The organism is Clostridioides sp. ES-S-0001-03 (assembly GCF_020676075.1).
Classification (GTDB): domain Bacteria; phylum Bacillota; class Clostridia; order Peptostreptococcales; family Peptostreptococcaceae; genus Clostridioides.
The window spans coordinates 1-24,510 of the sequence record NZ_JACVWJ010000018.1; the positions used below are offsets into that span (position 1 = coordinate 1).

Genomic DNA, 24,510 nt, shown 5'->3' on the forward strand with positions numbered 1-24,510 from the left:
AAAAAAGAAAAGAAACTTTACAAGAAGATATACCATTTATAGTAAATGGAGAAATGGAATATGTAACAAAGAAAATATCCAATGGAGAAATGGAAACTTTGGAGTTGAATAAGCCACTTGGTGAAATTATGACCTTTAGCTCGACTTCAAATTTAAAAGAGTTATTAAGAAAAGTTGTATTAGATGTTGAACTGGGCAGAGAGCAAGTACAACTATTATATAAACCAATATATGACAGTATAGCAGATTCTAATTTACCACAAGTTATGGATGCTAAGTGGGCTTTACAAGGTAACTGTGTATTTCTAGAGCATATAGAAGGTGAAGAAATTAAATTCGGTACAATAAATGCAGAAAATGGTCCAGTTGCAAGGATACAAACTTATACAACTGGTTTTGAGTATACAAAAGAAATGAAGGATTTTAACCAAACATTTAGTGTTGAAATATTAAATAAATCAATTGGTGAGAGTTACAATGCATTGTTGAACCATATACATCTAAGCCCAATAATAAATTTTAATTATAAAGCTTCTAATAAGACAGCTTTTAAAGGTGAAGCTAATGACCCAATATGGCTAGGAATTTGGAGAACATTAACACAAGCACAAAAAGATACAGTTATAGCAAAAAGACAAGGTAATATATTAATAGCTTCTAGTGCTGACCAAATTGAAATAGAAATGGCGTTAAATGGAGGACATTTATTAAACGGAAGCATGTATCCATCTATAAAAAATATATCAACAGTAATTTATTATGATGGGTGGGAGGTTACTGTTGGTAAAAAAACATATTCTTACAAAGGTGTTACACCAGGCAAAGGATATTTGGTAAGACCTAAGCGAGGATTTAAAGAATTAATAAAAAGAGATTTAACAACAGAGGTTGGAAATGCTGATTTAAGTAAGTTAGTAGAAAACCAAATTGTAGGTCATTGTTATAGAGGTGCTTTTGCAGCAGTAGAAGAAAATGTACAAGAAATAAGTTTTAGATAAAACACTCATAAGAGTGTTATTTTTATGAGGTGATAATATATGACACCAACTAGTAATTTAATAGAAAAATTAAGACTATTATTAAATGATAAAGATAAAAAATCATTCACAGATGAAGAATTAAACTTGTTTTTAGAAGAAGCAGACTGTATTTACTGTGCAGCTTCCCAAGGATGGGTATTAAAATCTTTACAATATGAAAATACAGTAGGGGAAATGTATGAGTATAAAGTGGGTCAAGAAACATATAAAAGCTCTAGTATAAAAGACTTAGTATCTGTAGCTTATCAAAATGCAGATAAATTCAAGGATATGTGTACTAACAAAAAAGAAAAGGGAAGTTTTATGTTAGGTATTAGCACAGAATTTGAAATATGATAAATATTGATAGAAGAAGAAAAGACATAATAAGAACTATTAATATGAACCCCACCAATATTACTATAACTAGTATTAAAAAAACTGAAATAGAAGGAGCTTTTGAAGAAATTGAAACAGAGATAAAATGTACTGTTAGAATATTTAATGAAAAGACAGCAGAGAAACAAATATCAAGTGAAAAGCAAGGTACTTTTAGTTCTATTAGAACTTATGGAATGTTAGTAAGTAGTGATGTTGTCTTAGAGGTTAACAGTAGAGATTTTTTAGAGTTTGAGTGCATATATGGGAGAATGAAAATAGTTAATATATATCCTCAAATTGTAAAAGGAGAACTTTGTGGGTATCAATGTTCACTTGAAAGGATTGATTAAAATGAGTGCTTTCACAAATGCAATAAATGATATAAATAGAAAAAAAGCAGGTATGTTTGTACTTTGCATGAGTGCAAGTGCAACGCTAGAAGGTGAAGCTAAAGCAAATGCAAGTTGGACAGACAGAACATCACACGCAAGACAAAGTTTAAATGCTAAAACTCTTGGAGGAGGAAATAATTTCATTATTAGATTATCGCATGGTGCAGAATATGGAGGTATACTTGAAGAAGGTTCAAAACCACATGTTATTACTCCAAAATCAGCTCAAGCTTTATACTGGAGAGGTGCTTCACATCCTGTAAAATCAGTTCAACATCCTGGTACAAAAGCAATGCCTATTATAAAACCAACCATTGATAAAAATATAGGGAAAATAGGGAATATAATTTTTAGATATTGGAGTGATTAAAATTGAAAGATACTTTAGATGATATGAAACTAACAAATGTTACTCTTGATTATTGTGAAGAAAAAAGAATAGGAAAGCTTATTATTGATGGCGTAGACTTTTCTAATAAGGCTACTTCTGTACATTTAGACTTTAAAGGTTGCAGTATACCAACAGTAAAAGTGGAACTTGTTTGTGATGAAATAAAATTAAATGGCGACTTTATAGTAAAAAAAGATATTGATAAGTCTACAGAAAAGAAATTAATTAGTGAAATGTTCAATCGTTGGTGTAAATAAATGAGAGCAGGAATAAGAAAAGCTTTAATAGATAATATAAAAGAATTGAAAGGTTGTTATGAACCTAATGTACCAAACAAGGATACTAAAAAACCTTATATGGTAGTTGTGCAAGGGCAAGACAATGACAATGGAGAAACAATAGGTTTTGAAAGAAGTATAGAAGTATGGATTTATGAAGGTAGAACTACATTTAAGAAGTTAGATAAATTAACTAAACAAGTTATTGAAATCTTAGACATGAATACTATAGTTGATGAATCTGAAAATGAAGCTTTTACTTGCATTTATAAAGGTACAAGTGAAAATGATATTGTTGTTGAGGAATGGGATGCTATAGCAAGAGGTATAAGGTTTAGTGTAATAGCTTTACATGATAAAGAGGATATAACTAATGATAGATGGGTAGAAGCTCTATCTAAGTACACAAAAGATTTATTGGAAATAGAGAGTTACAAAGATAATTGGAAGAAAAACTTTATAGCTCCAAGCTGTTTGTGGCGAACTACAAATGTTGAAAACAAAAGAATAAATTATCATCTGATTGAGATTACCAAAACTATGAAATGTCATGTTGTTAGCAAAAATAAAGATGAAATAGTTAAGCTTCTTGAAGAATTAGAGACTAAGTTAATGATAGATAAGAGAGTAAGACTTAGAGAAGATAAAAACATGTATTTAACTCTTGTTAGCGTAGTTGAGGATAGAGAATCAGATATGTTTTCTAGTGGTCAATTAACAGTTGTGTTCAAAATGATAGGCAAGATAAAAAGAGAAGGTCATACTATTGATAAAATTTATAGCAATGGAAATTTAAGATAGGAGGTGCATGGGTTGGCTGAAACAATTAATAAAAAGACTAGTGCAAGTAAGCAAGAAGAAAAATATTTGAAAAATGATTTCTTAAAAAATAGTGAAGCACTTGGCTACAAGAAGGAAGTAGTTGCAGGTGCTTTATTTAATTGCAAGAAAGAAGAACTTACAAAGGCAGAGTTTGAAAAATTAATAAAAGATTTCTTAGAAAGAGAGGTGAAGTAAATTGGCAACTGGAACATGGAATGAAAAAGAAAAAAAAGAAATACCTGGTTTTTATAATCGCTTTAAAACACAAGCAGAAAAGTCTACAAACACAGGTTTAAAGGGTAGATTAGCAATGCCAGTTAAAGCTAATTGGGGAGATGTAGGTAAGGTAATAACAATAAAAAATGATTTGAGACAACTTAAAACTTTACTTGGTGATGATATTAACTATTCAGCTTACAAGTTAGGAAAACTAGCTTTACTAGGGAATGTAAAAGAACTGTTACTATATAGGCTCGTAGATGGAAAACAAAAAAATGGTACATTAATACTTAAAGATACTACAGAAAATACTGCAAAAGATGTAATTAAACTAGAAACTAAGTATCCAACAGCTAGAAACTTTAATGTAACAATAAAATCTAATTTAGTAGATTCAGATAAAAAGGATTTTATATTCTTTGAAGGAACTAAACAGTTATTTAGTTCAAGTGTTAAAGGTACTATAGATGAAATAGTGCTAGAAATAAACTCTAATTTAGATAATGAGTATGTAATTGCAACTAAAGTAGCTGATAGTGATACAACATTAGCAAACTTAGTAAATGTAGCACTTGAGGGTGGTAATGATGGTTGTACTTCTATCACTAATGAATCTTATCTAAAAGCATTAGAAGAATTTGAGAGATATAGTTTTGATAGCTTTGTACTTGATGGTGTAGCTGAGGAAGCTTTGCAAGAAACTACGAAGGCTTGGGTGGCTAAAAATAAAGAATTAGGAAAAGACATACTGTTATTTCTAGGGGGAAAAACAGAGGATAATATAAAACAAATTAATGATAAATCAAAAAGTTTTAATGATGAAAATATAATTAACACTGGAAGCTCAGCTTATTATGAGGGAATAAAATATACACCTAGCGAAGTAGCTGTTTATATAGGAGCATTAGCAGTAAGCAAAGGCATAACAGGTAGTATATGTAATGCTAAGACTATATTTGAAGAAGTAGAACCAAGACTAAGCCAATCAGAAGTTAAAGAGTGTTTAAAGAGTGGTACTTTAGTTTTAGATTTTGATGATGGAGACGTAATAGTTGTTGATGATGTAAATACATTTAAAAAGTATGTAGATGATAAGAATGAAGCTATGGGATATATCTCTAATATTATGTTTATTAACACTATAAATAAAGATACTTCATTGAAAAGAAAAGAGTTTGTAGGTAAGATATTCAACGATTCAACAGGGCAGACAACTGTTATATGTGCATTAAAGAAATATTTTGAAGAATTAATGTCACAAGGTATTATATCAGAATTCAATGTTGATATAGATACAGAACTTCAAGCAACTGCCAAAGCAGATGAATTTTACTGGAAATGGGATGCGATTAAGGTTGATGTGATGAAAAAAATATATGGTACTGGTTATTTAGGATAAAGGAGGTTATAGATTATGTACAATGATGATTATATAGAAGAAGCCAGTTTTCTGAATGGTTCTGATGTAGTTATACTTATTGATGGTGTAGAAGAACTATACATGGAAGAAATAAAAGCTGATTTTGAGCAAGATGAGCAAAGTATCAAACTGTTAGGTTGTCAAAATGAAATATCAAGAGTTGGGACTACTAAGGGTTCATTCTCCTTAAATGGATATAAGACAGATTCAAGATTTGCAAAATTAGGATTTAGGTCTTTTGAAATAATATATAAATTATCTAATCCTGAGACATTAGGATATGAAAGTATTAGATTAAAGAACTGTAGATTGAAAAAATTACCTCTTATAAATTCTAAAGCTGGTGAGATTGTAAAAATAGAAGTAGAGGGAAGTTTTAGAGGATATGATTTGTTAAATGAACTTTAAAACAAAATAGTGTTGTACTTTAAAGCTATAAACAATTAACTTTGTTTGTAGCTTTTTAAAATTAAAAATATTGGAGGAATAGTATGTCAGAGATGTATAAAAGAGAGTTAGAAAATGAGGAAATAGAAAAAGAAGATTATGATTTAGATGAAGAAATAGAAGAAACGAATGAAGATAGGTTGAAGATGAAAGAGGATGAAATAATAGCAAAACTATTGGAGGATTCACCAGTACCCGAAAGAACTGTGTTTTTAGAAAGATTAGGAATACCAATCACATTGAAAGCATTAACAGAAAAAGAGATTAGTAAAATAAGAAAAGATTGCACTAAAATTGTAAAAGTCCAAGGGCGAAGAGAAGAAAAATTAAATGATGATGAGTTTAATCTAGCATTGATAGAAAAAGGGACTGTGAAACCTAACTTTTCTAATCAAAAATTACTTGATGCTATGAAAGTAACAAATGCTAGAGAATTTATAAAAAGAAAATTCCTAGCAGGAGAATTGAGTAAAATAAGTGACCAAATATTAGAATTATCCGGTTTTTATGATGAAATAAGTGACGATGATATAAAAAACTAATAAAAATGGGGGGACGACTGACTGTTTTAAATAACATCTTTGTTAAGCATCATGTTCCCCCAGATATTTATGTCAAGAAAAATTTAATGTCTCAACGCTTAATGAAAGTATTTACTCAAAATGAAATAGAGCAAGAAAATAAAGCTATGAAAAAATAAATATTTTTAGAAAGGTAGGTGAGGGAAATAGCTAAAAAGGAAATGTACCATATTGACGTTGTCATAAATGCAAAAGGTGATGGAGAAACAAAATCCAAACTAAGTGCAATGGAAAAATACATGAAGCAAACTGAAAAAAGGATGCAAACACTTAATAGAATAAAGGTTAATCCTGCTATAAAAGCTACAGATAAAGCTTCAAGTGTTGTAAATAAAGTTAATAATAACATGAATAAAGCAAAAAAAACTGTTACAGCAAGGATAAAAGCTACAGATAATGCAAGTAATGTTGCTAATAGGGCTAGCAACAATGTTAATAAGGCTAGAAAGACAGTAACAGCAAGGATAAAAGCTACAGATAACGCGAGTTCTACTGTTAACAAAGTTAATAATAAGATAAAAGAAGTTGCTAAGCCTGTACCTCCTATAATAATCAGAGGTCAAGACGAATCTAGTTCTATAATAGATAAAGTGAAAGCTAAGATGCAGAACTTAAAAGCTGATACTATTATAAAAATAAAGTCTCAAGCTGATGAAGCTATAAATACTATTTCTCGAACTAAAAATAAATTACAGGAATTTGTGAGTAAGAGATATGAAGCAGCAGTCAAAATTCGAGATGAAGCTAGTTCAGCACTTGGAGGAATTACAGGAAAGATAAACTCTTTTGTGAGTGGAGCTATTAGTAAATTTGCTCAATTGGCTACTGCGGCAGGTGCTTTGATAGGTGGAATTGGTGTAGGTTCTGCTGTAAAAGGATTTGCAGACTTTGAGCAATCAATGAAAAATGCTCAGGCTGTTTCGAGTGCAACTTCATCTGAAATGGAAGAAATGACTGCAATGGCAAGGGAAATGGGTCGTACAACTAGCTTTACAGCTAAAGATTCAGCTGATGCAATGTATTATATGGGAATGGCTGGATGGAAAAGTAAAGAAATGATTGCTGGTTTACCAGGTATCTTGAATTTGGCAGCAACAGGTCAGACAGATTTAGCACTAACAGCAGATATTGTGACTGATGGTTTAACTGCTTTAGGGCTAACTGCAAAAGATACAGGAATGTTTGTTGATGTTATGGCAGCAACAGTTACAAACTCAAATACAGATATTGAGAGAATGGGTGAAACATTTAAATATATGGGTTCTGTTGGAGGAGCTTTAGGTGTCTCAATGAAGGATTTATCTCTTGCAACAGGTCTAATGGCTAGTGCAAGTGTCAAGGGAAGTATGGCAGGTACTGCTCTAAGGGGCGGATTAGTTAGATTAATAAAACCACCAGCCGAAGCCAAAAAAGCAATGAATAAATATGGAATAGAAATAAAGAAAACAAAAGATGGAAATTTAGATTTAGCTAGAACAATCGTTGGTCTTAGAGAAAAATTAGGTGGACTTGAAGGAGTACAAAAAGGAGCTGCTATACAATCTATCTTTGGAAGAACAGCAATGGCAGGTTGGGCAGCTGTTGTAAATGCTAGTGAAAGTGACTTTAATAAACTAACAACAGCTATAAATGAAAGTGAAGGAGAAGCTAAGAGGATAGCAGACATGAAACTTGATACATTGTCAGGTCAATTTACTATTTTAAAAAGTGCTATAGATGATGTAAGAATAAGCGTAGGGCAAAGACTAGGACCTATGACAAGAGGATTTGTAGAAAAACTTATAAAAGATATGCCGAAGATAGGTGATTCTATAGTTGGAGTGACAGAAAAATTTGTTAATAATTTTGATAAGATAAAGGCAGGATTCCAAGTTTTGTTACCTGGAATCGGAGCATTAATTGGTGCAATTACATTATTAAAAGTAGCATTTGCTTTTGGTAGTGCAATAAAGTCGCTAAGAATACTTAAGGCAGCTATAGGAGCTACAAGCATAAGTGCAATGTTATTACCAATTGCTATAGGAGCTATAGTTGTGTCTTTTGCAGGAATGTCTGTTGCTATCTCTAATAATAAAGTGGCAATAATGTCTTTGCAAGAGAGGTTTGGTGTCTTTGGTGATTTTGTAACAGGACTCATGGAAAGAGTTGGAGGAACAATAAAACTTATAGGAGGAAATCTTCTTATAATTATAGGTGCTATAGGTCAAGCTATAGGAATATTACTATCAAATAAAAGTTGGGGAGAGAAAGCTTCTTCATTAAAAAATCTCTTTGGCAAAACTATGTCAGAGATAAAAACAAATACAAAGGAAGCTTTGAGTGATATAGCAGGAGAAACTTCAAATGCAACAGCTATGTTGAAGACTGCTAGCCAAAAACAATTACAAGGAGTGACAAAAGCTTTTTCAACAGCTTTTGAACAATCTAAAAATATAACTGAGAGAAAGTCAGGAGAAATTGCAAAAGCATTAAGTAGTAGCTTAAATGGTATGGGTGAAGGTTCTCTTACTATGATGAGAGGTTTGGACGATAACATGGCTATAATTTTGTCGGGTGTAAGTGCTAATATGAGACCTGATGAAAAAGTTGACAAAATTACTAAAAACTTAGATGATGCCTTTAAGGCAGGAAAATTGAATGCAGAAGACTACAGAAATAGCATACAAGAAACAATGAATTTTATAAATAAATATGGAGCTGGTTCTTCTAACCGTATTAAACAAGGTATGAGCGACGCTTTCAATGCATTTAAAGAAGGAACTAATGTAGGTGGGTTGAAAGACGGAGTTACTGGAATGCTAAATTCGCTGAAATCAACAGGACCACAGGCTCTAGAAACATTGAAAAGTCTAGGTGGTAAAGCATCAGAGATTTTTAAGGGAGTGGATTTTAATTCTTCTATAGACACGCAAAAAACTAAAGTATTACAGAATCTAAATAGTCTAGGATTGGAAGGAACACAAGCTATAGACACATTAAGAACTATTTTCTCGCAAGCCTCTACTGTACTAGATACTACAAATCTAAAACAAGGTTTAAGCGACACATTTAATTCATTCAAAATTGGATTTAATCAAGAGGGAATAAATGGAGCAATAAGTAACATGCTTGGAACTGTAAACCAAATAGGACCACAAATGCAAGAAGCCCTAGGGAAAATGGATGGAAATATGGGGCAAGTATTTGCTAATGTAGACTTTAGCACTCCAATAGAAACACAAGCTAGTAAGGTTCTAGAAAATTTGAATAATCTAGGAATAGAAGGACCAAAGGCTCTAGAAACTGTAAGGAGTATCTTTACTCAAGCATCTTCACAAATACAAGGTTCAGCTTCTCAAACAGCACAGCAAGCAAACCAACAGGTTGTAGATGCTCTAACGCAAGGAAATCCAACTGTACAACAGGCAGGACAACAACTCGGAACAGATATAACAAATGGTGTTGTTAGTGGAGTTCAAGCAGGAGTGCCAGTAGTACAACAAAAAGGTAATGAATTAGGAGTAGCAACTCAACAAGGTGTTACAGATGCTTTAAATAATGCTACACCTCAAGTTAACAGTTCTAATCTTACAACTGGCATAGATACAGCATTTAACCAAGCTACTGCAACAGTCCAACAAGGAGCTACAAATATGTATAATGGGGCTAAGCAAAGCTTTAGCCAATTAGCTCAAGTTGGAAGAGAAGCAGGTTCGAGTTTATATAATGGTGCTACAACTTCTTTTAATATGTTAGCAACAAATGTTAGAGTAGCGTGTAGTAGTATGTACAATGGTGCTAGAATATCTTTTACAAGTTTAAGTAGTTCAGCTATAAGTGCTATTTCTGCTATGTGTAGTTCTGTAGTAAGTCAAGTTAGTGCTATGTCGAGTCAAGTTATTAGCTATTGGAATAGTGTAAGAGCAACAGTTTCAGCACCAATCTCTGCATCTTTTAATGTTAAGACTACTCAAACAACTGTCAAAAGAACAGTAAATGAAGGAGGCGGAATACTAAGTAATATATTTGGTCGATTTGCTGATGGTGGAGTCGCAACAAGAACTTCTATATGCGGAGAAGATGGAGCTGAAATGGTAATTCCTCTTTCTAACAATAGAAGAAATCGAGCGATAGGCTTGTATGAACAAACAGGTAAAATGTTAGGATTAGGCTCAACTCCATCACAAAAAATTGGAGGAAGTTATTCTAATATTGTAAATAATGTTAGACAATTTCCTTTTACAAATGATTTGGATACAGATAATAAAGAATATAGAGAAGCTCAACCACAGAATTTAATTTCAAATAATGGGAATACAATAAATTTAGGTGGAATATCTATCAATATTCAAGAGAGTAATAACAAGGAAGATATGATACAAGAAATATTATCTCAAGTAGAAAGTGAAATAAGAGAAGCATTACAAGACATTGGATAATGTCGAATTGTTGTTAAAAAAAATCCTCCTTATAAATGATATAATATTGTTAAAATATGCAAATTTATGAGGGGGAAATTTTATGTGGCAGAAATTTAAAAAACTAAATATTGTTATGAGAATTATTATAGCTCTTATGGCTATATGTTTTTTTCCGATTACACTTGTGGTTTTTTCAATCGAATTTTTAGTGAAAGCTGTTGGAAATAAAAATAAGGGTAAAATTGTCTTGGGATGTTTTTTAGCTTTATTAACAATGAGTTGTGCTAGGTCAATTTATCTTACAAGAGGTTTAGATGATAAGGATTCTACACCAGTTAAACAAGTTTCATATACAGACAATAATAAGTCTAAAAATAAAATGAATGAAGAAAACGAAGAGAAAGCACAAGAGGAGGTCAAGAAAAAAGAAGAAGAAGATAAAAATAGCCAAGAAAATAATGCAGAAGATAATAATAATAAAAATGATGTAGGGACTAATATAAAAAACGAAATAAAGTCTATGGAAAAAGGTAGCGTATTGGATGTTCAATACACACAATTAGACGAAAACAATAAAATTGCAGTTATAAAAATGCAACTATTGGATAACTTTAGTCCTAAGGATATGTTAAAAAGTGGTTTTCTATCTGCAAAAAATATAATAAAAGCTACAGCTGAAAAATATTCAAGTAGTATCACGCAATATCAGTTTTGGTTTGTAGCGAATTTAATTGATAGCTCGGGTAATAAAGACCAACAAAAAGTTTTGTCATTTGAGTATAGTAGAAGTACGCTACAGGGCATAAATTGGATTGCTACAACAACTGATGAATTTATGAACATGGCAGAAAATGTATGGTTACATCCAGCATTTAATAACTAATAATATAGACATTTTTAAGGAGTGCATATATGAAAAAACAAGAGGTATTATATATATTAGATGATAATATAAAAACTAGCTATATAAAAAAGTGTATAAAAGAAACTTTAGTTGAACCAACTCTTTTTAGCATTGATATAGAATGGTTGACATGCAAGACATATAACGAGGAATTGCATCAAGATTACTTAGTTATGCTCAATGAGAAAATATATAAATTGAAGAAGTTTGCTGATTTTGTAGAAGGCCTAGGAGAAGTAAGTATAAATAATCTATCTAGTGTATACGATTTGGGAGTGTATGATGACTATATAATTAGGTGCATAAGTGGTTGGGAATGGGAAACAAACAGTAAAGACGAAGAAATAGACAACATTTTCGTGCAACAACTTATTGATGAAGCTTTAGAAAAAGAATATGAATAAGAGAAAAGCATTTACTTATTAAGAGTAAGTGCTTTTTTATTGTAAAAAAGAGGTGATAACTTGGTAATAGACATATACCTAAAAAATGAAAAAGAAAAAATAGATTTTCATTTTCCAGTAAATCCACAAGATTCTTTATCTATAAAAAAAGAAAAAAGATTTGAAACTGTAGATATAGTAAATCTAGGTGAATTTGACATTAAAAAAGAAGGAGAGAAGATAAGAGAAATATCATTCAAGACATTCTTACCTAACTTATATGATGCTTCTTATTGCAGATATGGCGAGTTAAAAAATCCTACTGAAATAGTTGCAATGCTTGAAAAATGGGTAGACCAAGCCGAACCTCTAAGACTTATAATGACTGGTTTTGGTTACAATGGATTAGTTACAATATCTAGTTTTAGCAATACTCAAACAGCAGGAAGAGAAGAAGACAGAGACATTGAGATAACATTTAGAACTTACAGAGAACTAAAAATAGAGACATTAAAAAAAGAAACTAAAAGTAATACTAAAACAGATTTAAAAGATAATAGACCTAATACTCAATCATCAGCAAAAATATATACAGTTACATCTAAAGACACTTTATGGAGTATTGCAAAGAAATTTCTAGGTAAAGGTTCAAGGTGGCAAGAAATTTATAATATACCTGAAAATAAAAAAGTTATTGGTAAAAATCCAAATATTATTAAAAAAGGACAAAAGTTGGTGATACCTTCTAAATGAAAATAATACTAAATAATAAATATGACATTGCAAATTTTAATGAAGGAATAACTCTTTCAGAAGCTATAGATGGAGTTGCATATAAAATGGATGTATCCTTAATAGAAACTAAAACTTTGCAAGATATAGGGATTAAAAAAGGTGATAAAATAGTTCTAATTGACATTGCGTATGAGAGTAAAAAAGAAGAAACAATCTTCGATGGAGTCATATGGGAAACTAGAAGAAGTGAAAAAAGTAAGAAACTGACATTGTCTTGCAGAGAAAGAACAGTCTATATGGAAGAATCAGAAGAACAATATAGTTTTAAAGAAAATACAGCAACACAGAGAATCGAATATTACTGCAAACAATGGAATATACCTTACTACAATCTAGCTAATACAGGGAAGAAACTTGCTAAAGTAATACATAAGACTAATATACTAGATATGATTAAAAAAGATTTAAAGGAAACAGCTAGTAAGGGTGGAGATTTATTTAGAGTAAGAATGGATAATAAATTGAAATTATTTAAGCTTGGGACCAATGCAAATGTATATAAATTAGATAGTATATTAGAAGATGCAAACTTTATAAGTAGTTTTAATGATGCAGTAACTTCCGTAAAAGTGCTAGGTAAGAGTAAAGATGAAAATACAAAAGCACCTATCATTGGCACATATAAGAAGGACTCAGATAAGTATGGAACACTACAAAAGATTAAACAAGATGAAAAGATAACTAATGCAAAAGAAGCTAAGAAAGTAGCAGAAGCAATGTTTAATTCGGGCGAAGAAACAATAAGTGTTGATTGCGTAGTAGATATAAATAGAATAAGAGCAGGTGACAAAGTAAGTTTAAAAGGAAAAGAGTACTATGTTATAGATGCCACTCATACATTAGACTCTACACCAAAAATGAAACTAAATATAGGAACCTTAGAATATATAAGGAGGAAATTTTATAACAATGACTGATGCTAGATTTAATGGAGTTGCTAGAATATTAAAAGAAAAAATGAATAAAAGTGTTAATGATGGAGTCTTTGGAATGGGTTGTTCACTTGCAGAAATAACAACAAATGGTCTTAAAGTAAGTGGTTATAAAGATGAAATACAAGATTATTTAGTATTAGAGAATTTAACATTGAAAGAAGATTATTTTACTCTTTCAGATGAAATGTTAGGTGCAGAATATAGACATAAACATAAAATAGAAACTCCAGAAGAATTAAAGCCACTAGATATAGGTGATAATGTATTAGTAGCTATTATGGGGGCTGAATTTGTAGTAATTGGGAGGGTTGTAAATGCCAAACCTATTTCCACAAAATGAAACTTTTGAAACTGTAGAATTAAAAAATAATAATGAAAATGAACTGGACCTAAAGGGGTCTTTTTTATTTGATTTTATAAAAGGTGAATTTGTCAAAAATGCAGATGGAACATTAAAAAAATGTGATAAAGTTCAAGCATATAAACAATGGTGTCAAAAAGCTATATTAACACCTAGATACAAACGGTCAGCTTATTCTAGTGTATATGGAAGTGAAATAAAAGATTTAATTGCTAGTAACCTGTCTCAAAGTGCTAAAGAACTTGAAATATCTAGGTTAATAAAAGAAACTGTTTTAGTTCATCCTTACACAAAAGAAGTAGGAGAATTTAGTTTTAATTGGTTGGAGAATAGCAGGTTAGTAGAATATGAATTTGACGTGTTAACAATAGATGATGAAAATATAACTATAGATGGAAACATAAAAAGGTAGGTGATTATATGGAAAGAGAACTATCTATACCAGTGTTTTTAACAGAAGACGAAGACACTATACATGAAAGAATGTTAAGCAACTTTCAAGATGTGAGCACACTAGAAGGGGACTTTATTTATGATGCAACAAGACCTACAGCAGAAGAAGCTGCACAGTTAAAACAACTAGGACTACAAAATAATTTAAAGATTGCATTTCCTCAAACTAGCTATGGAACTTATTTAGAGTGGCTTGGTGAATGTAAGGGAGTATTTAAAAATCAACCAACTAAATCGGTTGGCATGGTTACATTTACAGGTGTACAAGGAACTATCATTGCAAAAGGGACTGTAGTAACTACTGTTGCAACTGATGAAAAGCAGAGTATAGAGTTTGAGCTTCTTGAAACTAAAATTATAGAAGAAAATGAAATAGTAGATATTAAAGCAGAATGTAGGATTACAGGAACTATAGGAGATGTATCTCAAAATACTGTAACTGTTTTATTAGGTTCTATTAGTGGTGTTAAATCTGTTAATAATAAAGAAGATTTCAAAGGTGGAACAGATGTAGAAGACGAAGAACATTTTAGAGAAAGAGTCCTTGTGTCAGAACAAGAGGACCGATTAAGTGGAGCCAGTTCAGATTATATAAGATGGGCTAAAGAAGTAGCTGGAGTTGGGTATGCTTATGTAGTTCCCGAATGGAATGGAGCAGGGACAGTAAAAGTATTAATACTAGATAAAAATAGGAAAGCAGCAACACAAGAATTAATAGATAAGGTCCAAGAATATATATATCCATTAAATATATCAGAAGAAGAAAATAGAGACGGGAAAGCTCCTATTGGGGCTTTAGTAACAGTTGTAACACCCGAAACACTACTTATTAATGTAAAAGCTAGTTTTATATTTAGTAACAGTTTTAGTGAAGAAACAGTATTGAACAATCTAAAAGCTAAGATAGACAAATATTTAGATAAGATTGATTTAGGTGGAATAGTCTCATACAATGCTATACAGGCAATAGTAGGTTCTATGATGTTGACAGACGAAGGTATACAGGACTTTTCTAATCTTACTATAAATGATGTAAAAGAAAATATAAAATTGCAGGACCAAGTGGTCGGAGTAGGGGAAATAGTTAACGAGGTGGTTGGATGATAGCTTCTAAAAAAGGTAGAGAAATGCTTCTTACATTGTCACCAATATATGAGCAAAGTTTAATTATGAACTCTATATATGAAGCTATAGGAAGCGAATTTGATAATCTAGAGTTATTAAATAAAGAAATAGAATTACAGTTATTTCCTCAAAGTGCAACATGGGGTTTAAGTTTTTGGGAAAATAGAGTAGGTTTATCTACTAACTTAGATGAACCTATAGAAACTAGAAGAAGAAAAGTCATTGCTAAGCTCCAAAGCAAATATATTATGACGCCTAAAAGAATGTCTATGATACTTCAATCTTATACAGGTGCAAATATAAAAATAAATGAAAACATATCTCCATATACTTTTGGTTTTGAATTAACCAGTACTCAAGGTTTTCCTAGAGATTTAGAAGATTTATATAAGAGAGTAAATGTTATAAAACCTTCTCATCTATCTGTAAGTTATAAGTTAGTATCTTTATTAAAAAGTAAAACTTATTTTGCACAAACAACAATTATGAGTGAAGAAATAACAGTATATCCTTATTCAAGTAAAGAAGTAAAAGCTAATGTTAAAGCTAAGTTTGCATTAGCTCATAACATGAGTTCAGAAATATTGACAGTATATCCAAAAGGAGGTGGTATAAATGGCTGATGAACAATTTTACACTATACTTACAAATATAGGTAAAGCTAAGATTGCTAACGCAGGAATGCTAGGCAAATCAGTAGTACTAGAGAAGATTCAAGCAGGCGATGGAGGAGGAAGCTATTACAATCCGACAGAAGACCAAACATCATTAAAAAATAAAGTTTGGGAAGGAAATATAAATTCTTTTGACAAGGATGAAAATAATCCTAATTGGATTATTGCAACAGCATGTGTGCCTGGTTCAATAGGTGGATTTACAGTTAGAGAAATGGCTCTTATAGATATTGAAGGCGACATGATTGCAATTTGTAAAAGTCCTGAAACATATAAGCCAAAAGTTGGTAATGGAGCTATGAAAGATTTGTATTTGAAATTTATCATAGAGGTATCTAATGTAGAGAAAGTGACCTTAGTTGTTGACCCAACTGCGATATTTTTAACTAAAAAAGATGAAGAAAAAATATTAACAAATATCAATAAGTTAGACACTAAAATAGATACAACTAAAACAGAGTTAACAACCAACATAGAAACTGCTAAGACGGATTTAAATGGAAAAATAGGAGATACAACATTACTTGAAACAACAGATAAAACAAATATAGTTAGTGCAATAAATGAAGTAAAAACTAGCGTAGATAGCATAGAAACAACAGCAGAGAAAACAAGTATAAAAGATACAGATAATCTATTTACTAGTAATAATGTAGAAGATGCTTTAAAAGAGGTTTTTCAAAGTGGAGTTAATGCTAAGAATAATGTAGTAACAGCATTAACTTCAAAAGGTGCAGATGTTACTACAAGTGATACATGGGAAGAAATAAAGAATAAAGTTAATAGTAAAGAAGGTAGATTGGATTTAAAAGAAACGAAATTATCTGGCTATACTTCATATTTAATATCAAATGGTTCTTTTAAATATATTGATAAATATTCAGGAGATTTAAAAGCTTTTGAATGTGAGAAACCTTACTTTTATGTTATTGTAGGTACACATTTAATTAAAATTAATGCAATTGATGAATCTGTAGCTTTTGATATTACTTTAGCTAGTGCTAACTTCTCATGTATTTGCATTACTCAAGAATATTTATTTATATCTGATAATACCAAATTATATAAAATAAATAAAACAACAGGGAGAGAGATACAATCTATAGAAGGTGCTTATTATAAATTGTGTGCATATGGAGATTATATTTATGGAGTATACGGAAATGAAACTTCTTCAATACTCCATAAAATAAGAATATCTGATATGTATATAATGCTAACTAAGAATTTATCATCAAATGAAATTTACAATTTTAATAGAGGCAAGTTTGTTTGCAACAAAAATGGTATTTATGCAACAACAGAACATTCAAACACAAGTAGTATTACAGACTGTCATTTATCTAAAATAAATTTTGATTTTACTATAGCTAAAGATTTTAGGATAGGTGGATATTTGTATGAAAAAAATATTAAGTTTTTAAACGATTTTGTTTTTGTATCTGATAGATATGCAAGTATTGAAGTTGATAGTAGTAACAAAGGCGGTTTAGTCAAATATGATGCAAATTTAAATTTGATTATTTCTGATGGTGCTAGTCATTGCACAAATTTCGATATATATAACGGTTATATATATGTTATATATCCAAATTCTAGTAATCCTTTCCAAAAAAAGGACTTAAATGCTTTTACGACAGTTAAAAGTTGTGGTGCACTTTATGATGCATCTCCAGGGAAAGATATGATTATAATAAATAATTTAGTTTTTTTTATTAATTATGGTATTTACAGAAATGTATTATCAAAAAAGGTTTATTCAGATGAAAAAGGAGAAGAATTATGATTTATTTAGGAAATTTAATGGATACAGAAGAAGAAAATATAAAATATATTGGGATGATACACTATGAACCAAGCGTATTATCAGAGGAAGATTTAAAAGAGGGTATTTTAGTTGAGAATTTACCAACTCAAAAATATATAGAAAATAAAGAAGCAAAGTTATTTATAAATATAAATACTAAAGAGGTTTTCTATAGATATACAGATATTAAAAGTAGCATAGAAGATAAAGTAAATTCTACAGAACAAACAATAGCAGATTTAACATTTCAACTAATGTCAAATGGGGTGATATAATGAATTGGTATAAAATAATTACAGATTTCTATAAGAATGATAACTGGACTAAAGAACAAGTTAAAACAGCAGTTACAAAGAATAAGATAACAGCAAGTGAATATAAAGAAATAACAGGAGAGGACTATGTAGCATAGTTCTTTTTCAATACAAAAAATTAGGAGGCTTACATGAATGAAGAACTTTTCGACGCAGATTTAAAACGACATGAAACAAGAATAAATAAGCATGAAGAAGAAATAGACGAATTAAAGATAGCGAATATAGAATCTAAAGCAGAATTAAAAGCATTGTGTGAGAATTTAAACTCACTTACCAGTATGCTCAAGTGGCTAATTGGAACAATGATTACAACACTTGTAGGGTTCTTTATATTTGCCATACAAAGAGGAATATTTTAAATTAGGAGGAAAATAAATGGATAATTTAATAAGTTTCATACCAGAGCAGTTGCTAATTTTAGTTGCTGCTCTTTATGTTATAGGAGCAGGATGTAAGAAGTATAAACAGTTAGATAACAAGTATATTCCAGTAGTGTTATTAGCACTTGGAGTAGGTTTTTCAGTATGGATGTTAGGGTTAAATGCTGACGCAGTCTTACAAGGCGTGATTTGCTGGGGTATATCAATAGGTATAAATCAAACTTACAAACAGTTAAAGGATGGTGAAAAGTAATGAAAATATGTATAACAGTAGGACACAGTATTTTAAAAAGTGGTGCATGTACTTCTGCTGATGGAGTAGTTAACGAGTATCAATATAATAAATCTCTTGCACCAGTATTAGCAGATACATTCAGAAAAGAAGGTCATAAGGCGGACGTAATAATATGCCCCGAAAAGCAGTTTAAAACTAAGAATGAAGAAAAGTCATATAAAATACCTAGAGTTAATGGTGGGGGATATGACTTACTCATAGAGTTACATTTAAATGCAAGTGATGGTCAAGGAAAAGGTTCAGAGGTGCTATATTATAGTAATAAAGGTTTAGAGTATGCAACTAGAATATGTAAGAAACTAGGCACAGTATTTAAAAATAGAGGTGCTAAATTAGATAAAAGTTTGTATATCTTAAATAGTTCAAAGCCTACAGCAATATTAATTGAAAGTTTCTTCTGCGACAATAAAGAAGATTATGAGAAGGCAGAAAAACTTGGATATGAGGGTGTGGCTAAGTTAATCGTAGAAGGCGTATTGAATAAAACTATAAATAATGTAGAGGTGGGCAAAATGTATAAACACACAATAGTGTACAGTGGTGATGATAAGGTATCAGCAGACATTTTAGGACTATATTACAAGAGATTAAAAGAAAGTTATTTAGTTACAGATATAAAAGACTATAAGCCACACCAAACGCAAAATCTGTATGTAATTGGTGGAGTAACCTGTAATAAGATGAAAGAAATGAGTAAGACCACAGGAGAAAAGTTTACTCAGATATATGCTGATGATGTGTGGTCAACAATGGATAAGGCTAGAGAATTTGTAAAAGAAAAATTATAAGTTTTAAAGTTTTATTTAAACAAGTATATAGATAAGAAAAATTTATATCAAAGTTTTTCTTATCTATTTTTTCTTATAAATATATTTATTAAATTTATAAAAACATATATTTCTAGAAAAAATATGTTTTTTGACTATTTATGCGTTTTTGATGACTAGTTAGACAGCAAGTGTTGAATATTTTGAATATTTAATTTATTAAAATAAAATTAAGAGGTGATTTTATGAATTTAGATTTTCACTATTATGGTACATATCTTGCAGCTAAAATAGCTGGTTATAATGATTCTGATGCAAATACAATAGCTTATGCTGCTCAATATGTGGATGAATCAACTAAGAGTATGATTCTTGAAGATGTAAATTTTACACTACCTACAGTACAGACAACTTTAGAATTTGAAAAATATTATGCAGATTTTACTTCATGGGGCTATAAATGGAATCTTGATAGTTTGAATGAAATAAGAAAAGTATGGATACCATTTCATTTTTTACCTGGAAATTTGAACAACCAATATGAATATAATGGAGTTAAAGAAAGTACAGGACTTACAACAAACTGGAAATTTAAAGATGGAGATGAGAGAAGATTTAGATTAATGTGTTTACCAAATAGTGAAACTGTTTCTTCTATTATAAATGACCTTATCTATTTTCATAGTACCGAAGAATATAAATTACAATTTATTGGAATGAGAATGCATGTACTTGCAGATACATGGGCACACATGTATTTTATTGGAAGACCTGAATGGTATATTAATGATGTTAAAGAATTTATAGCAGAAGAAAGTAAATACATAGAAGAAACTAAATGGACTAAAGCAGAAGAATATCGTAATGGTAGCTGGCATGCTATTAATGTTTCTGGTACTCCTGAGGTTGGTGGATATGAAGGAATTGCATATCTTGGACATGGAAGAATGGGTCATATACCAGACTATGGATATCTTAATTACAGATATGTTCCAAATTGGAGTTGTACTGATGATAAAGTGAAGATACAAAAAAATAATCAAGATAATTTCTTTAAAGCATTTTGTCAAATGGTATATGCACTAAAGTGTATTAAGAATGGTACTGATTTTAGCCTAAATCAATATGAGAGTTTAACAGAAAATCAGAAAATAGAAGTTACAAAAGTAATAACAACTAGAAAAGATGACCAGTCAGATGCATGGAAAAAAGCAATAAAAGCTTTAGGATATAGTTCTTTAGATAACTTTGATAAAAACAAATGGAAAAATGAATTTGAAAAATCTTCTAATAAGAAAAAAACTAACTATTATTATTTTAATATAGTAGCCAAGAAACATGTGGATTATGTAAGTAATTTCTTAGAAGAAAAGGTGTTAAAGTTAGAAGAAATGTGTAGTGAATATTGTGAATTCAAGACTTTTGATGACAACCAATTTGCTAAAAATAGAAATAAATTAACAAAGATTATACTTAGAGGAGCTTTTATAGTTGATGCTATACAGTTTGTGTATGATGGAAAATATAAAACTCAACTACATGGAGAACCTTTTGGAGGTAGCATAGTATCTATGGATTTAGATGCAGATGATTACATAATTAAAATAAGTGGTTCTATAGGATGGTTTACTGGTTTACCTATACCAGCTAGAACAATAGGTAAAATAACTTTTTTAACTAAAAAAGGAAAAACTATAACAGCAGGAGAAGAAAGAGCATTTAAGAAATATGGAAACTTTACTCTAGAACCAGAATCTGGTAAACAAATATTTGCCCTTCAGGGTTCATACTCAGTATATAAATTTAGTTCAGAGTATAGCAAAAGATATTTAGATTGTCTAGGGATTGCTTGTATGAAATAATTACATGAAAGAATGTTTAAAAGCCAAATTAGAAATTTTTATTTAATAGATAGATTAAAAGGTAGCAACTAGCGTTAGTTGCTACCTTTTAAAGCGTAGGTATATAAGAAACTAAGTATATCCATTTTCCAAATATCAATGATAGTATAAAGCCCGAAAGAAATATACCTAATATATACCATAAAAAAGTATTTAGATTCTTTTTCATAAATAACCACCAACTTATATTATATTTAATCTTCTTAATTAAAGTATATCAATAATAAGTATAAAGAGTATATAAAATATTACAAATATTAACAGGATACATAAAACTAGAAATATCATTTTTTATAACATAAAAACAAGAGAACTATATTTTTATTATTACAATTCTCTTGCTTTAAGTTGTTAATCCTTTATATATTCAAAAATTTCTTCTATGCTTACATTAAATACATTAGCAATATCAAATGCTAGTTTCAATGAAGGATTATATTTTCCGTTTTCTAGGTTGCCAATAGTTTCTCTTCTTACACCTACCAATGATGCAAGTTCTTCTTGATTCATATTGTACCTTGCTCTATATTCTTTAGTTCTTGAACGAATCATCATTACTCTAGTCCTTTTCCTTCTTTATGTTGTAGATATGCGAAAATTCCTATAAAACTAATCATTGCTATAGAAAAGCTAATTCCTAGTCCATTTTCTATATTAGAAGTTTTATCTGAAATAATAGATATAACCATAGATGCTGATAATGATGTAAGTGTTAAGAAAAATGCTGGTGTTGCTGCTTTTCTTAAATTTTCTTTAAATAATTCATCTGGCATTATATTAAAGTATCTAAAGAAAACAAAAAACGCACAGAAGCTAATTGTATGTATTTCACCATTATATAATATACCAATTAGCCCTAGAAAACCTAAGAAACCTAAAAATCCAAGCTTATTTAGTTCTTTAAAATTTTTCATTAATAATTCCTCCCATACTATGTAATGTGATGTATTTTTAACTTCTTGTTAAGAATATATAACATTTTATGGTTGTCATGCAATATAAAAAATAAATTTAATATAAAAAAATATTTTATAAATATTACTTATCTATATTATTAATAAAATAAGTAGTTTTTTATTATTTAAAAAGAAATACATAAAACTATAGTAGAAGTTGTAACAATAAAACGAACAAAAATTATCATACTAGAACATAAGACATGTTATAATTGTATATTTTTTATTAATTATTTTTATATGGAATAAATTGGAATAAATATAGATATTCTAATTCAATTGATTACATACTCTTATTGTTATAAAATTTAGTTATACATAAATTGGTAAGAGGTGTAAACTAATGAAGTATATTTGGGGAGTAGATGATGTATTACCCTCAAGAGATATCATAGAAGCCATGAAGTTGAAGTATGACTGGAAGAAGAGTACAACACTAACATTTCTAAAAAATTTAGTAGATAAAGGATTTTTAACTACTGATAAGGTAGATAGATGTACATATTATACTATAGCTATAAAGGAAACAGATTATTTAAAGGTCGAGACAAAGAGTTTCTTTAGTTTCATGCACAATAATTCATTTAAGAGTTTAATTTCAGCCTTACATGATGATGAAGTTTTAGATAGTAAAAGCTTAGATAAGTTAGAAGAGTATTTTAAAAATTTAGAAGAAGATGATATTGATGAATAAAATAAGTGGTGTCCATTTGATTGGATACCACTTATTTCAATTGTTATAGATGTTTTACTTATTCGGACTAAATCATAATATCCTAATGGAGCAGGTAAAAGTACTTTAATGAAACTTTTGACTTCAAGAATACTTCAAACTTCAGGTAAGATTTTAGTAAATGGTAAACCCCTTAAACAGAATGAAACAGATTTAAAAAGTAAATTAGGATATTTACCACAAGAATTTGGTTTGTATGATGAGTTGACAGTGTATCAATTTCTTGAGTACATGTCAGTTTTAAAAGGTATTAATAAGAACACAAAAAAGATAATAGAAGAAGTTATTAGCCAAACTAATTTATTAGAAAAGATAAATTCAAAGATTAAGACCCTATCAGGTGGTCAAAAACAGAGAGTTGGAATAGCTCAAGCAATAATGGGAAATCCAGAGTTATTAATACTAGATGAACCTACAGTCGGACTAGACCCTGAGGAGAGAATAAACTTCCGTAATTTATTTTCAAAAAACTCAAGAGATAAGATTGTAATATTGTCCACACATATTATAGAAGATGTTCAGTCTGTATGTAATAGATTAATAGTAATAAATAAAGGAAATGTGCTCTTTGATGGAAGTTCTGAAGAGTTAATTAAAAAAGCGGAGGGACATGTTGGAGTTTATGAAGATAAAAATGGAAAAATACATAGCAATAAAACAAGCAAATTTAAAGTTACATCAAGTATTCTTACTACAACAGGGACTTCATATCGTATTGTAAGTCATAAGCTTCCAGAATTTGCGATACCTGTAGAACCATCATTAGAGGATGCGTATATGTTTTTAATATCTGAGGAGGAGATAAAGTAATGCAATCAATTAAATTTATCAAAGATGAGATAAAGAGGATTTTTAGCTCAAAGATTACATGGACTTTCATAGTAGTAATAGCACTGATACCAGGTCTATCAATAATAATGTATGAAAATCCTGGATTATTGCCCCAAGGTAGTTCAGGACAATCACTTAGTTTGAGTATACCTGTTTTACTTAATCCAGCAAAGTTAGGGGCTTTAATAGGTACAGTTTTATTCTCAATGTTTACAATATATGAGATGGATAGTATTTATAGAAACAAAACCAATGGTATCATAGAAACTGTTATGGATGCTAAAAGTTTAAATTTAGCTAGAGTGATTTCTATTCTTGTATCAACTATAGTATCTGTAATAATTTCGATGATTATATGTTTTCCATATTCTATCATTAAGATGGGTGATAATTTTAGTTTAAGTACTTATCTTATAAAGAGACTGTAAATTAATTTGTGCTTTTAAAGATAATTTCTACTTTATAGCAACAATTATTTATTTACTATTAATATTTCCCAATATATGAATTTTATTCTAATAAATTGTAAAAAATATATACTGG

General features: G+C 29.9%; 30 protein-coding genes and 1 pseudogene. 29 read left to right on the plus strand and 2 right to left on the minus strand.

All coding sequences use genetic code 11. From position 1 onward, the window contains the following. The 26 genes from IC174_RS20100 to IC174_RS20225 form a co-directional block, all read left to right on the plus strand. The coding region (locus tag IC174_RS20100; protein WP_227483860.1) for a hypothetical protein at positions 1 to 998 on the plus strand (998 nt) is incomplete at its 5' end. A gap of 39 nt (positions 999 to 1,037) precedes the next feature. Beyond that, the gene (locus IC174_RS20105; protein WP_016056319.1) at positions 1,038 to 1,376 is read left to right on the plus strand and encodes a hypothetical protein; all 339 of its coding nucleotides are present in this window, start codon (positions 1,038 to 1,040) and stop codon (positions 1,374 to 1,376) included. Then, entirely contained in the window at positions 1,373 to 1,750 is a 378-nt protein-coding gene (locus IC174_RS20110; RefSeq protein ID WP_227483861.1) for a hypothetical protein, read from the plus strand. Before IC174_RS20105 ends, IC174_RS20110 begins: the two co-directional genes overlap by 4 nt. After that, positions 1,716 to 2,162, plus strand: coding sequence for a hypothetical protein (locus IC174_RS20115; protein WP_413927209.1), 447 nt, complete (start codon positions 1,716 to 1,718; stop codon positions 2,160 to 2,162). Before IC174_RS20110 ends, IC174_RS20115 begins: the two co-directional genes overlap by 35 nt. Before the next feature lie 2 nt (positions 2,163 to 2,164). Beyond that, on the plus strand, positions 2,165 to 2,440 hold the full coding sequence (locus IC174_RS20120) for a hypothetical protein (RefSeq protein WP_227483862.1): 276 nt from the start codon (positions 2,165 to 2,167) through the stop codon (positions 2,438 to 2,440). Beyond that, a complete protein-coding gene (locus IC174_RS20125) occupies positions 2,441 to 3,262 on the plus strand; it encodes a hypothetical protein (protein WP_227483863.1) in 822 nt (273 codons plus the stop codon). A gap of 3 nt (positions 3,263 to 3,265) precedes the next feature. Then, on the plus strand, positions 3,266 to 3,478 hold the full coding sequence (locus IC174_RS20130; RefSeq protein WP_227483864.1) for a hypothetical protein: 213 nt from the start codon (positions 3,266 to 3,268) through the stop codon (positions 3,476 to 3,478). 1 nt (position 3,479) lies between these two features. After that, on the plus strand, positions 3,480 to 4,901 hold the full coding sequence (locus IC174_RS20135; protein ID WP_227483865.1) for a phage tail sheath subtilisin-like domain-containing protein: 1,422 nt from the start codon (positions 3,480 to 3,482) through the stop codon (positions 4,899 to 4,901). Between the two features lie 15 nt (positions 4,902 to 4,916). Next, entirely contained in the window at positions 4,917 to 5,330 is a 414-nt protein-coding gene (locus IC174_RS20140) for a phage tail tube protein (protein WP_227483866.1), read from the plus strand. Positions 5,331 to 5,413: 83 nt separating this feature from the next. Next, positions 5,414 to 5,911: a phage tail assembly chaperone gene (locus IC174_RS20145; protein WP_227483867.1), complete on the plus strand. Its 498-nt coding sequence runs from the start codon at positions 5,414 to 5,416 to the stop codon at positions 5,909 to 5,911. A gap of 176 nt (positions 5,912 to 6,087) precedes the next feature. Continuing rightward, positions 6,088 to 10,368 (plus strand): phage tail tape measure protein, encoded by a 4,281-nt coding sequence (locus tag IC174_RS20150; protein ID WP_227483868.1) that lies wholly within the window; start codon positions 6,088 to 6,090, stop codon positions 10,366 to 10,368. 82 nt (positions 10,369 to 10,450) lie between these two features. Then, positions 10,451 to 11,233 carry a hypothetical protein gene (locus tag IC174_RS20155; RefSeq protein WP_227483869.1) on the plus strand — a complete coding sequence of 261 codons (783 nt, stop codon included), beginning with the start codon at positions 10,451 to 10,453 and terminating at the stop codon, positions 11,231 to 11,233. A gap of 29 nt (positions 11,234 to 11,262) precedes the next feature. After that, complete coding sequence (locus IC174_RS20160) at positions 11,263 to 11,658, plus strand: hypothetical protein (protein ID WP_227483870.1); 396 nt, start codon at positions 11,263 to 11,265, stop codon at positions 11,656 to 11,658. A gap of 60 nt (positions 11,659 to 11,718) precedes the next feature. Continuing rightward, on the plus strand, positions 11,719 to 12,390 hold the full coding sequence (locus IC174_RS20165; protein ID WP_227483871.1) for a LysM peptidoglycan-binding domain-containing protein: 672 nt from the start codon (positions 11,719 to 11,721) through the stop codon (positions 12,388 to 12,390). After that, positions 12,387 to 13,349 carry an XkdQ gene (locus IC174_RS20170; protein ID WP_227483872.1) on the plus strand — a complete coding sequence of 321 codons (963 nt, stop codon included), beginning with the start codon at positions 12,387 to 12,389 and terminating at the stop codon, positions 13,347 to 13,349. The genes IC174_RS20165 and IC174_RS20170 overlap by 4 nt, the downstream gene beginning before the upstream one ends. Continuing rightward, a complete protein-coding gene (locus IC174_RS20175; protein ID WP_227483873.1) occupies positions 13,342 to 13,707 on the plus strand; it encodes a hypothetical protein in 366 nt (121 codons plus the stop codon). The genes IC174_RS20170 and IC174_RS20175 overlap by 8 nt, the downstream gene beginning before the upstream one ends. Then, complete coding sequence (locus tag IC174_RS20180) at positions 13,682 to 14,140, plus strand: DUF2634 domain-containing protein (protein ID WP_227483874.1); 459 nt, start codon at positions 13,682 to 13,684, stop codon at positions 14,138 to 14,140. The genes IC174_RS20175 and IC174_RS20180 overlap by 26 nt, the downstream gene beginning before the upstream one ends. 8 nt (positions 14,141 to 14,148) lie before the next feature. Then, positions 14,149 to 15,285, plus strand: coding sequence for a baseplate J/gp47 family protein (locus IC174_RS20185; RefSeq protein WP_227483875.1), 1,137 nt, complete (start codon positions 14,149 to 14,151; stop codon positions 15,283 to 15,285). Further along, on the plus strand, positions 15,282 to 15,929 hold the full coding sequence (locus IC174_RS20190; RefSeq protein WP_227483876.1) for a YmfQ family protein: 648 nt from the start codon (positions 15,282 to 15,284) through the stop codon (positions 15,927 to 15,929). Before IC174_RS20185 ends, IC174_RS20190 begins: the two co-directional genes overlap by 4 nt. Then, positions 15,922 to 17,766 (plus strand): phage tail protein, encoded by a 1,845-nt coding sequence (locus IC174_RS20195; RefSeq protein WP_227483877.1) that lies wholly within the window; start codon positions 15,922 to 15,924, stop codon positions 17,764 to 17,766. Before IC174_RS20190 ends, IC174_RS20195 begins: the two co-directional genes overlap by 8 nt. After that, complete coding sequence (locus IC174_RS20200) at positions 17,763 to 18,062, plus strand: hypothetical protein (protein ID WP_227483878.1); 300 nt, start codon at positions 17,763 to 17,765, stop codon at positions 18,060 to 18,062. The genes IC174_RS20195 and IC174_RS20200 overlap by 4 nt, the downstream gene beginning before the upstream one ends. Then, positions 18,062 to 18,199 (plus strand): XkdX family protein, encoded by a 138-nt coding sequence (locus tag IC174_RS20205; protein ID WP_227483879.1) that lies wholly within the window; start codon positions 18,062 to 18,064, stop codon positions 18,197 to 18,199. The genes IC174_RS20200 and IC174_RS20205 overlap by 1 nt, the downstream gene beginning before the upstream one ends. 33 nt (positions 18,200 to 18,232) lie before the next feature. Continuing rightward, positions 18,233 to 18,463, plus strand: a complete 231-nt coding sequence (locus IC174_RS20210) for a hemolysin XhlA family protein (protein ID WP_227483880.1) — start codon at positions 18,233 to 18,235, stop codon at positions 18,461 to 18,463. Between the two features lie 16 nt (positions 18,464 to 18,479). Then, positions 18,480 to 18,737, plus strand: a complete 258-nt coding sequence (locus tag IC174_RS20215) for a phage holin family protein (protein ID WP_227483881.1) — start codon at positions 18,480 to 18,482, stop codon at positions 18,735 to 18,737. Beyond that, a complete protein-coding gene (locus tag IC174_RS20220; RefSeq protein WP_227483882.1) occupies positions 18,737 to 19,567 on the plus strand; it encodes an N-acetylmuramoyl-L-alanine amidase in 831 nt (276 codons plus the stop codon). The genes IC174_RS20215 and IC174_RS20220 overlap by 1 nt, the downstream gene beginning before the upstream one ends. 224 nt (positions 19,568 to 19,791) lie before the next feature. After that, on the plus strand, positions 19,792 to 21,408 hold the full coding sequence (locus IC174_RS20225; RefSeq protein ID WP_227483883.1) for a DUF6765 family protein: 1,617 nt from the start codon (positions 19,792 to 19,794) through the stop codon (positions 21,406 to 21,408). Positions 21,409 to 21,798: 390 nt separating this feature from the next. Here the strand turns inward: IC174_RS20225 and IC174_RS20230 are convergent, their stop codons facing one another. Continuing rightward, on the minus strand, positions 21,799 to 21,999 hold the full coding sequence (locus tag IC174_RS20230) for a helix-turn-helix transcriptional regulator (protein WP_227483888.1): 201 nt from the start codon (positions 21,997 to 21,999) through the stop codon (positions 21,799 to 21,801). A 2-nt stretch (positions 22,000 to 22,001) separates the two neighbouring features. After that, complete coding sequence (locus IC174_RS20235; RefSeq protein ID WP_227483884.1) at positions 22,002 to 22,361, minus strand: DUF3796 domain-containing protein; 360 nt, start codon at positions 22,359 to 22,361, stop codon at positions 22,002 to 22,004. A gap of 385 nt (positions 22,362 to 22,746) precedes the next feature. On the opposite strand from IC174_RS20235, the gene IC174_RS20240 reads away from it, so the two are divergent. From IC174_RS20240 to IC174_RS20250, 3 genes and pseudogenes are all read left to right on the plus strand, one after another. After that, entirely contained in the window at positions 22,747 to 23,097 is a 351-nt protein-coding gene (locus tag IC174_RS20240) for a BlaI/MecI/CopY family transcriptional regulator (RefSeq protein WP_227483885.1), read from the plus strand. 93 nt (positions 23,098 to 23,190) lie between these two features. Continuing rightward, positions 23,191 to 23,946, plus strand: a pseudogene (locus IC174_RS20245) (ATP-binding cassette domain-containing protein); the annotation flags it as partial. Continuing rightward, a complete protein-coding gene (locus IC174_RS20250; RefSeq protein ID WP_227483886.1) occupies positions 23,946 to 24,395 on the plus strand; it encodes a hypothetical protein in 450 nt (149 codons plus the stop codon). The pseudogene IC174_RS20245 and the gene IC174_RS20250, both read left to right, overlap by 1 nt. Positions 24,396 to 24,510 lie beyond the last annotated feature (115 nt).

Coding starts and splice junctions, on each gene's coding strand:
- IC174_RS20230 (WP_227483888.1), bottom strand. CDS start 21,999: ATGATTCGTTCAAGAACTAAAGAATATAGAGCAAGGTACAATATGAAT.
- IC174_RS20210 (WP_227483880.1), top strand. CDS start 18,233: ATGAATGAAGAACTTTTCGACGCAGATTTAAAACGACATGAAACAAGA.
- IC174_RS20215 (WP_227483881.1), top strand. CDS start 18,480: ATGGATAATTTAATAAGTTTCATACCAGAGCAGTTGCTAATTTTAGTT.
- IC174_RS20155 (WP_227483869.1), top strand. CDS start 10,451: ATGTGGCAGAAATTTAAAAAACTAAATATTGTTATGAGAATTATTATA.
- IC174_RS20170 (WP_227483872.1), top strand. CDS start 12,387: ATGAAAATAATACTAAATAATAAATATGACATTGCAAATTTTAATGAA.
- IC174_RS20175 (WP_227483873.1), top strand. CDS start 13,342: ATGACTGATGCTAGATTTAATGGAGTTGCTAGAATATTAAAAGAAAAA.
- IC174_RS20240 (WP_227483885.1), top strand. CDS start 22,747: ATGAAGTATATTTGGGGAGTAGATGATGTATTACCCTCAAGAGATATC.
- IC174_RS20140 (WP_227483866.1), top strand. CDS start 4,917: ATGTACAATGATGATTATATAGAAGAAGCCAGTTTTCTGAATGGTTCT.
- IC174_RS20110 (WP_227483861.1), top strand. CDS start 1,373: ATGATAAATATTGATAGAAGAAGAAAAGACATAATAAGAACTATTAAT.
- IC174_RS20180 (WP_227483874.1), top strand. CDS start 13,682: ATGCCAAACCTATTTCCACAAAATGAAACTTTTGAAACTGTAGAATTA.
- IC174_RS20225 (WP_227483883.1), top strand. CDS start 19,792: ATGAATTTAGATTTTCACTATTATGGTACATATCTTGCAGCTAAAATA.
- IC174_RS20205 (WP_227483879.1), top strand. CDS start 18,062: ATGAATTGGTATAAAATAATTACAGATTTCTATAAGAATGATAACTGG.
- IC174_RS20190 (WP_227483876.1), top strand. CDS start 15,282: ATGATAGCTTCTAAAAAAGGTAGAGAAATGCTTCTTACATTGTCACCA.
- IC174_RS20105 (WP_016056319.1), top strand. CDS start 1,038: ATGACACCAACTAGTAATTTAATAGAAAAATTAAGACTATTATTAAAT.
- IC174_RS20250 (WP_227483886.1), top strand. CDS start 23,946: ATGCAATCAATTAAATTTATCAAAGATGAGATAAAGAGGATTTTTAGC.
- IC174_RS20125 (WP_227483863.1), top strand. CDS start 2,441: ATGAGAGCAGGAATAAGAAAAGCTTTAATAGATAATATAAAAGAATTG.
- IC174_RS20145 (WP_227483867.1), top strand. CDS start 5,414: ATGTCAGAGATGTATAAAAGAGAGTTAGAAAATGAGGAAATAGAAAAA.
- IC174_RS20235 (WP_227483884.1), bottom strand. CDS start 22,361: ATGAAAAATTTTAAAGAACTAAATAAGCTTGGATTTTTAGGTTTCTTA.
- IC174_RS20195 (WP_227483877.1), top strand. CDS start 15,922: ATGGCTGATGAACAATTTTACACTATACTTACAAATATAGGTAAAGCT.
- IC174_RS20160 (WP_227483870.1), top strand. CDS start 11,263: ATGAAAAAACAAGAGGTATTATATATATTAGATGATAATATAAAAACT.
- IC174_RS20220 (WP_227483882.1), top strand. CDS start 18,737: ATGAAAATATGTATAACAGTAGGACACAGTATTTTAAAAAGTGGTGCA.
- IC174_RS20185 (WP_227483875.1), top strand. CDS start 14,149: ATGGAAAGAGAACTATCTATACCAGTGTTTTTAACAGAAGACGAAGAC.
- IC174_RS20200 (WP_227483878.1), top strand. CDS start 17,763: ATGATTTATTTAGGAAATTTAATGGATACAGAAGAAGAAAATATAAAA.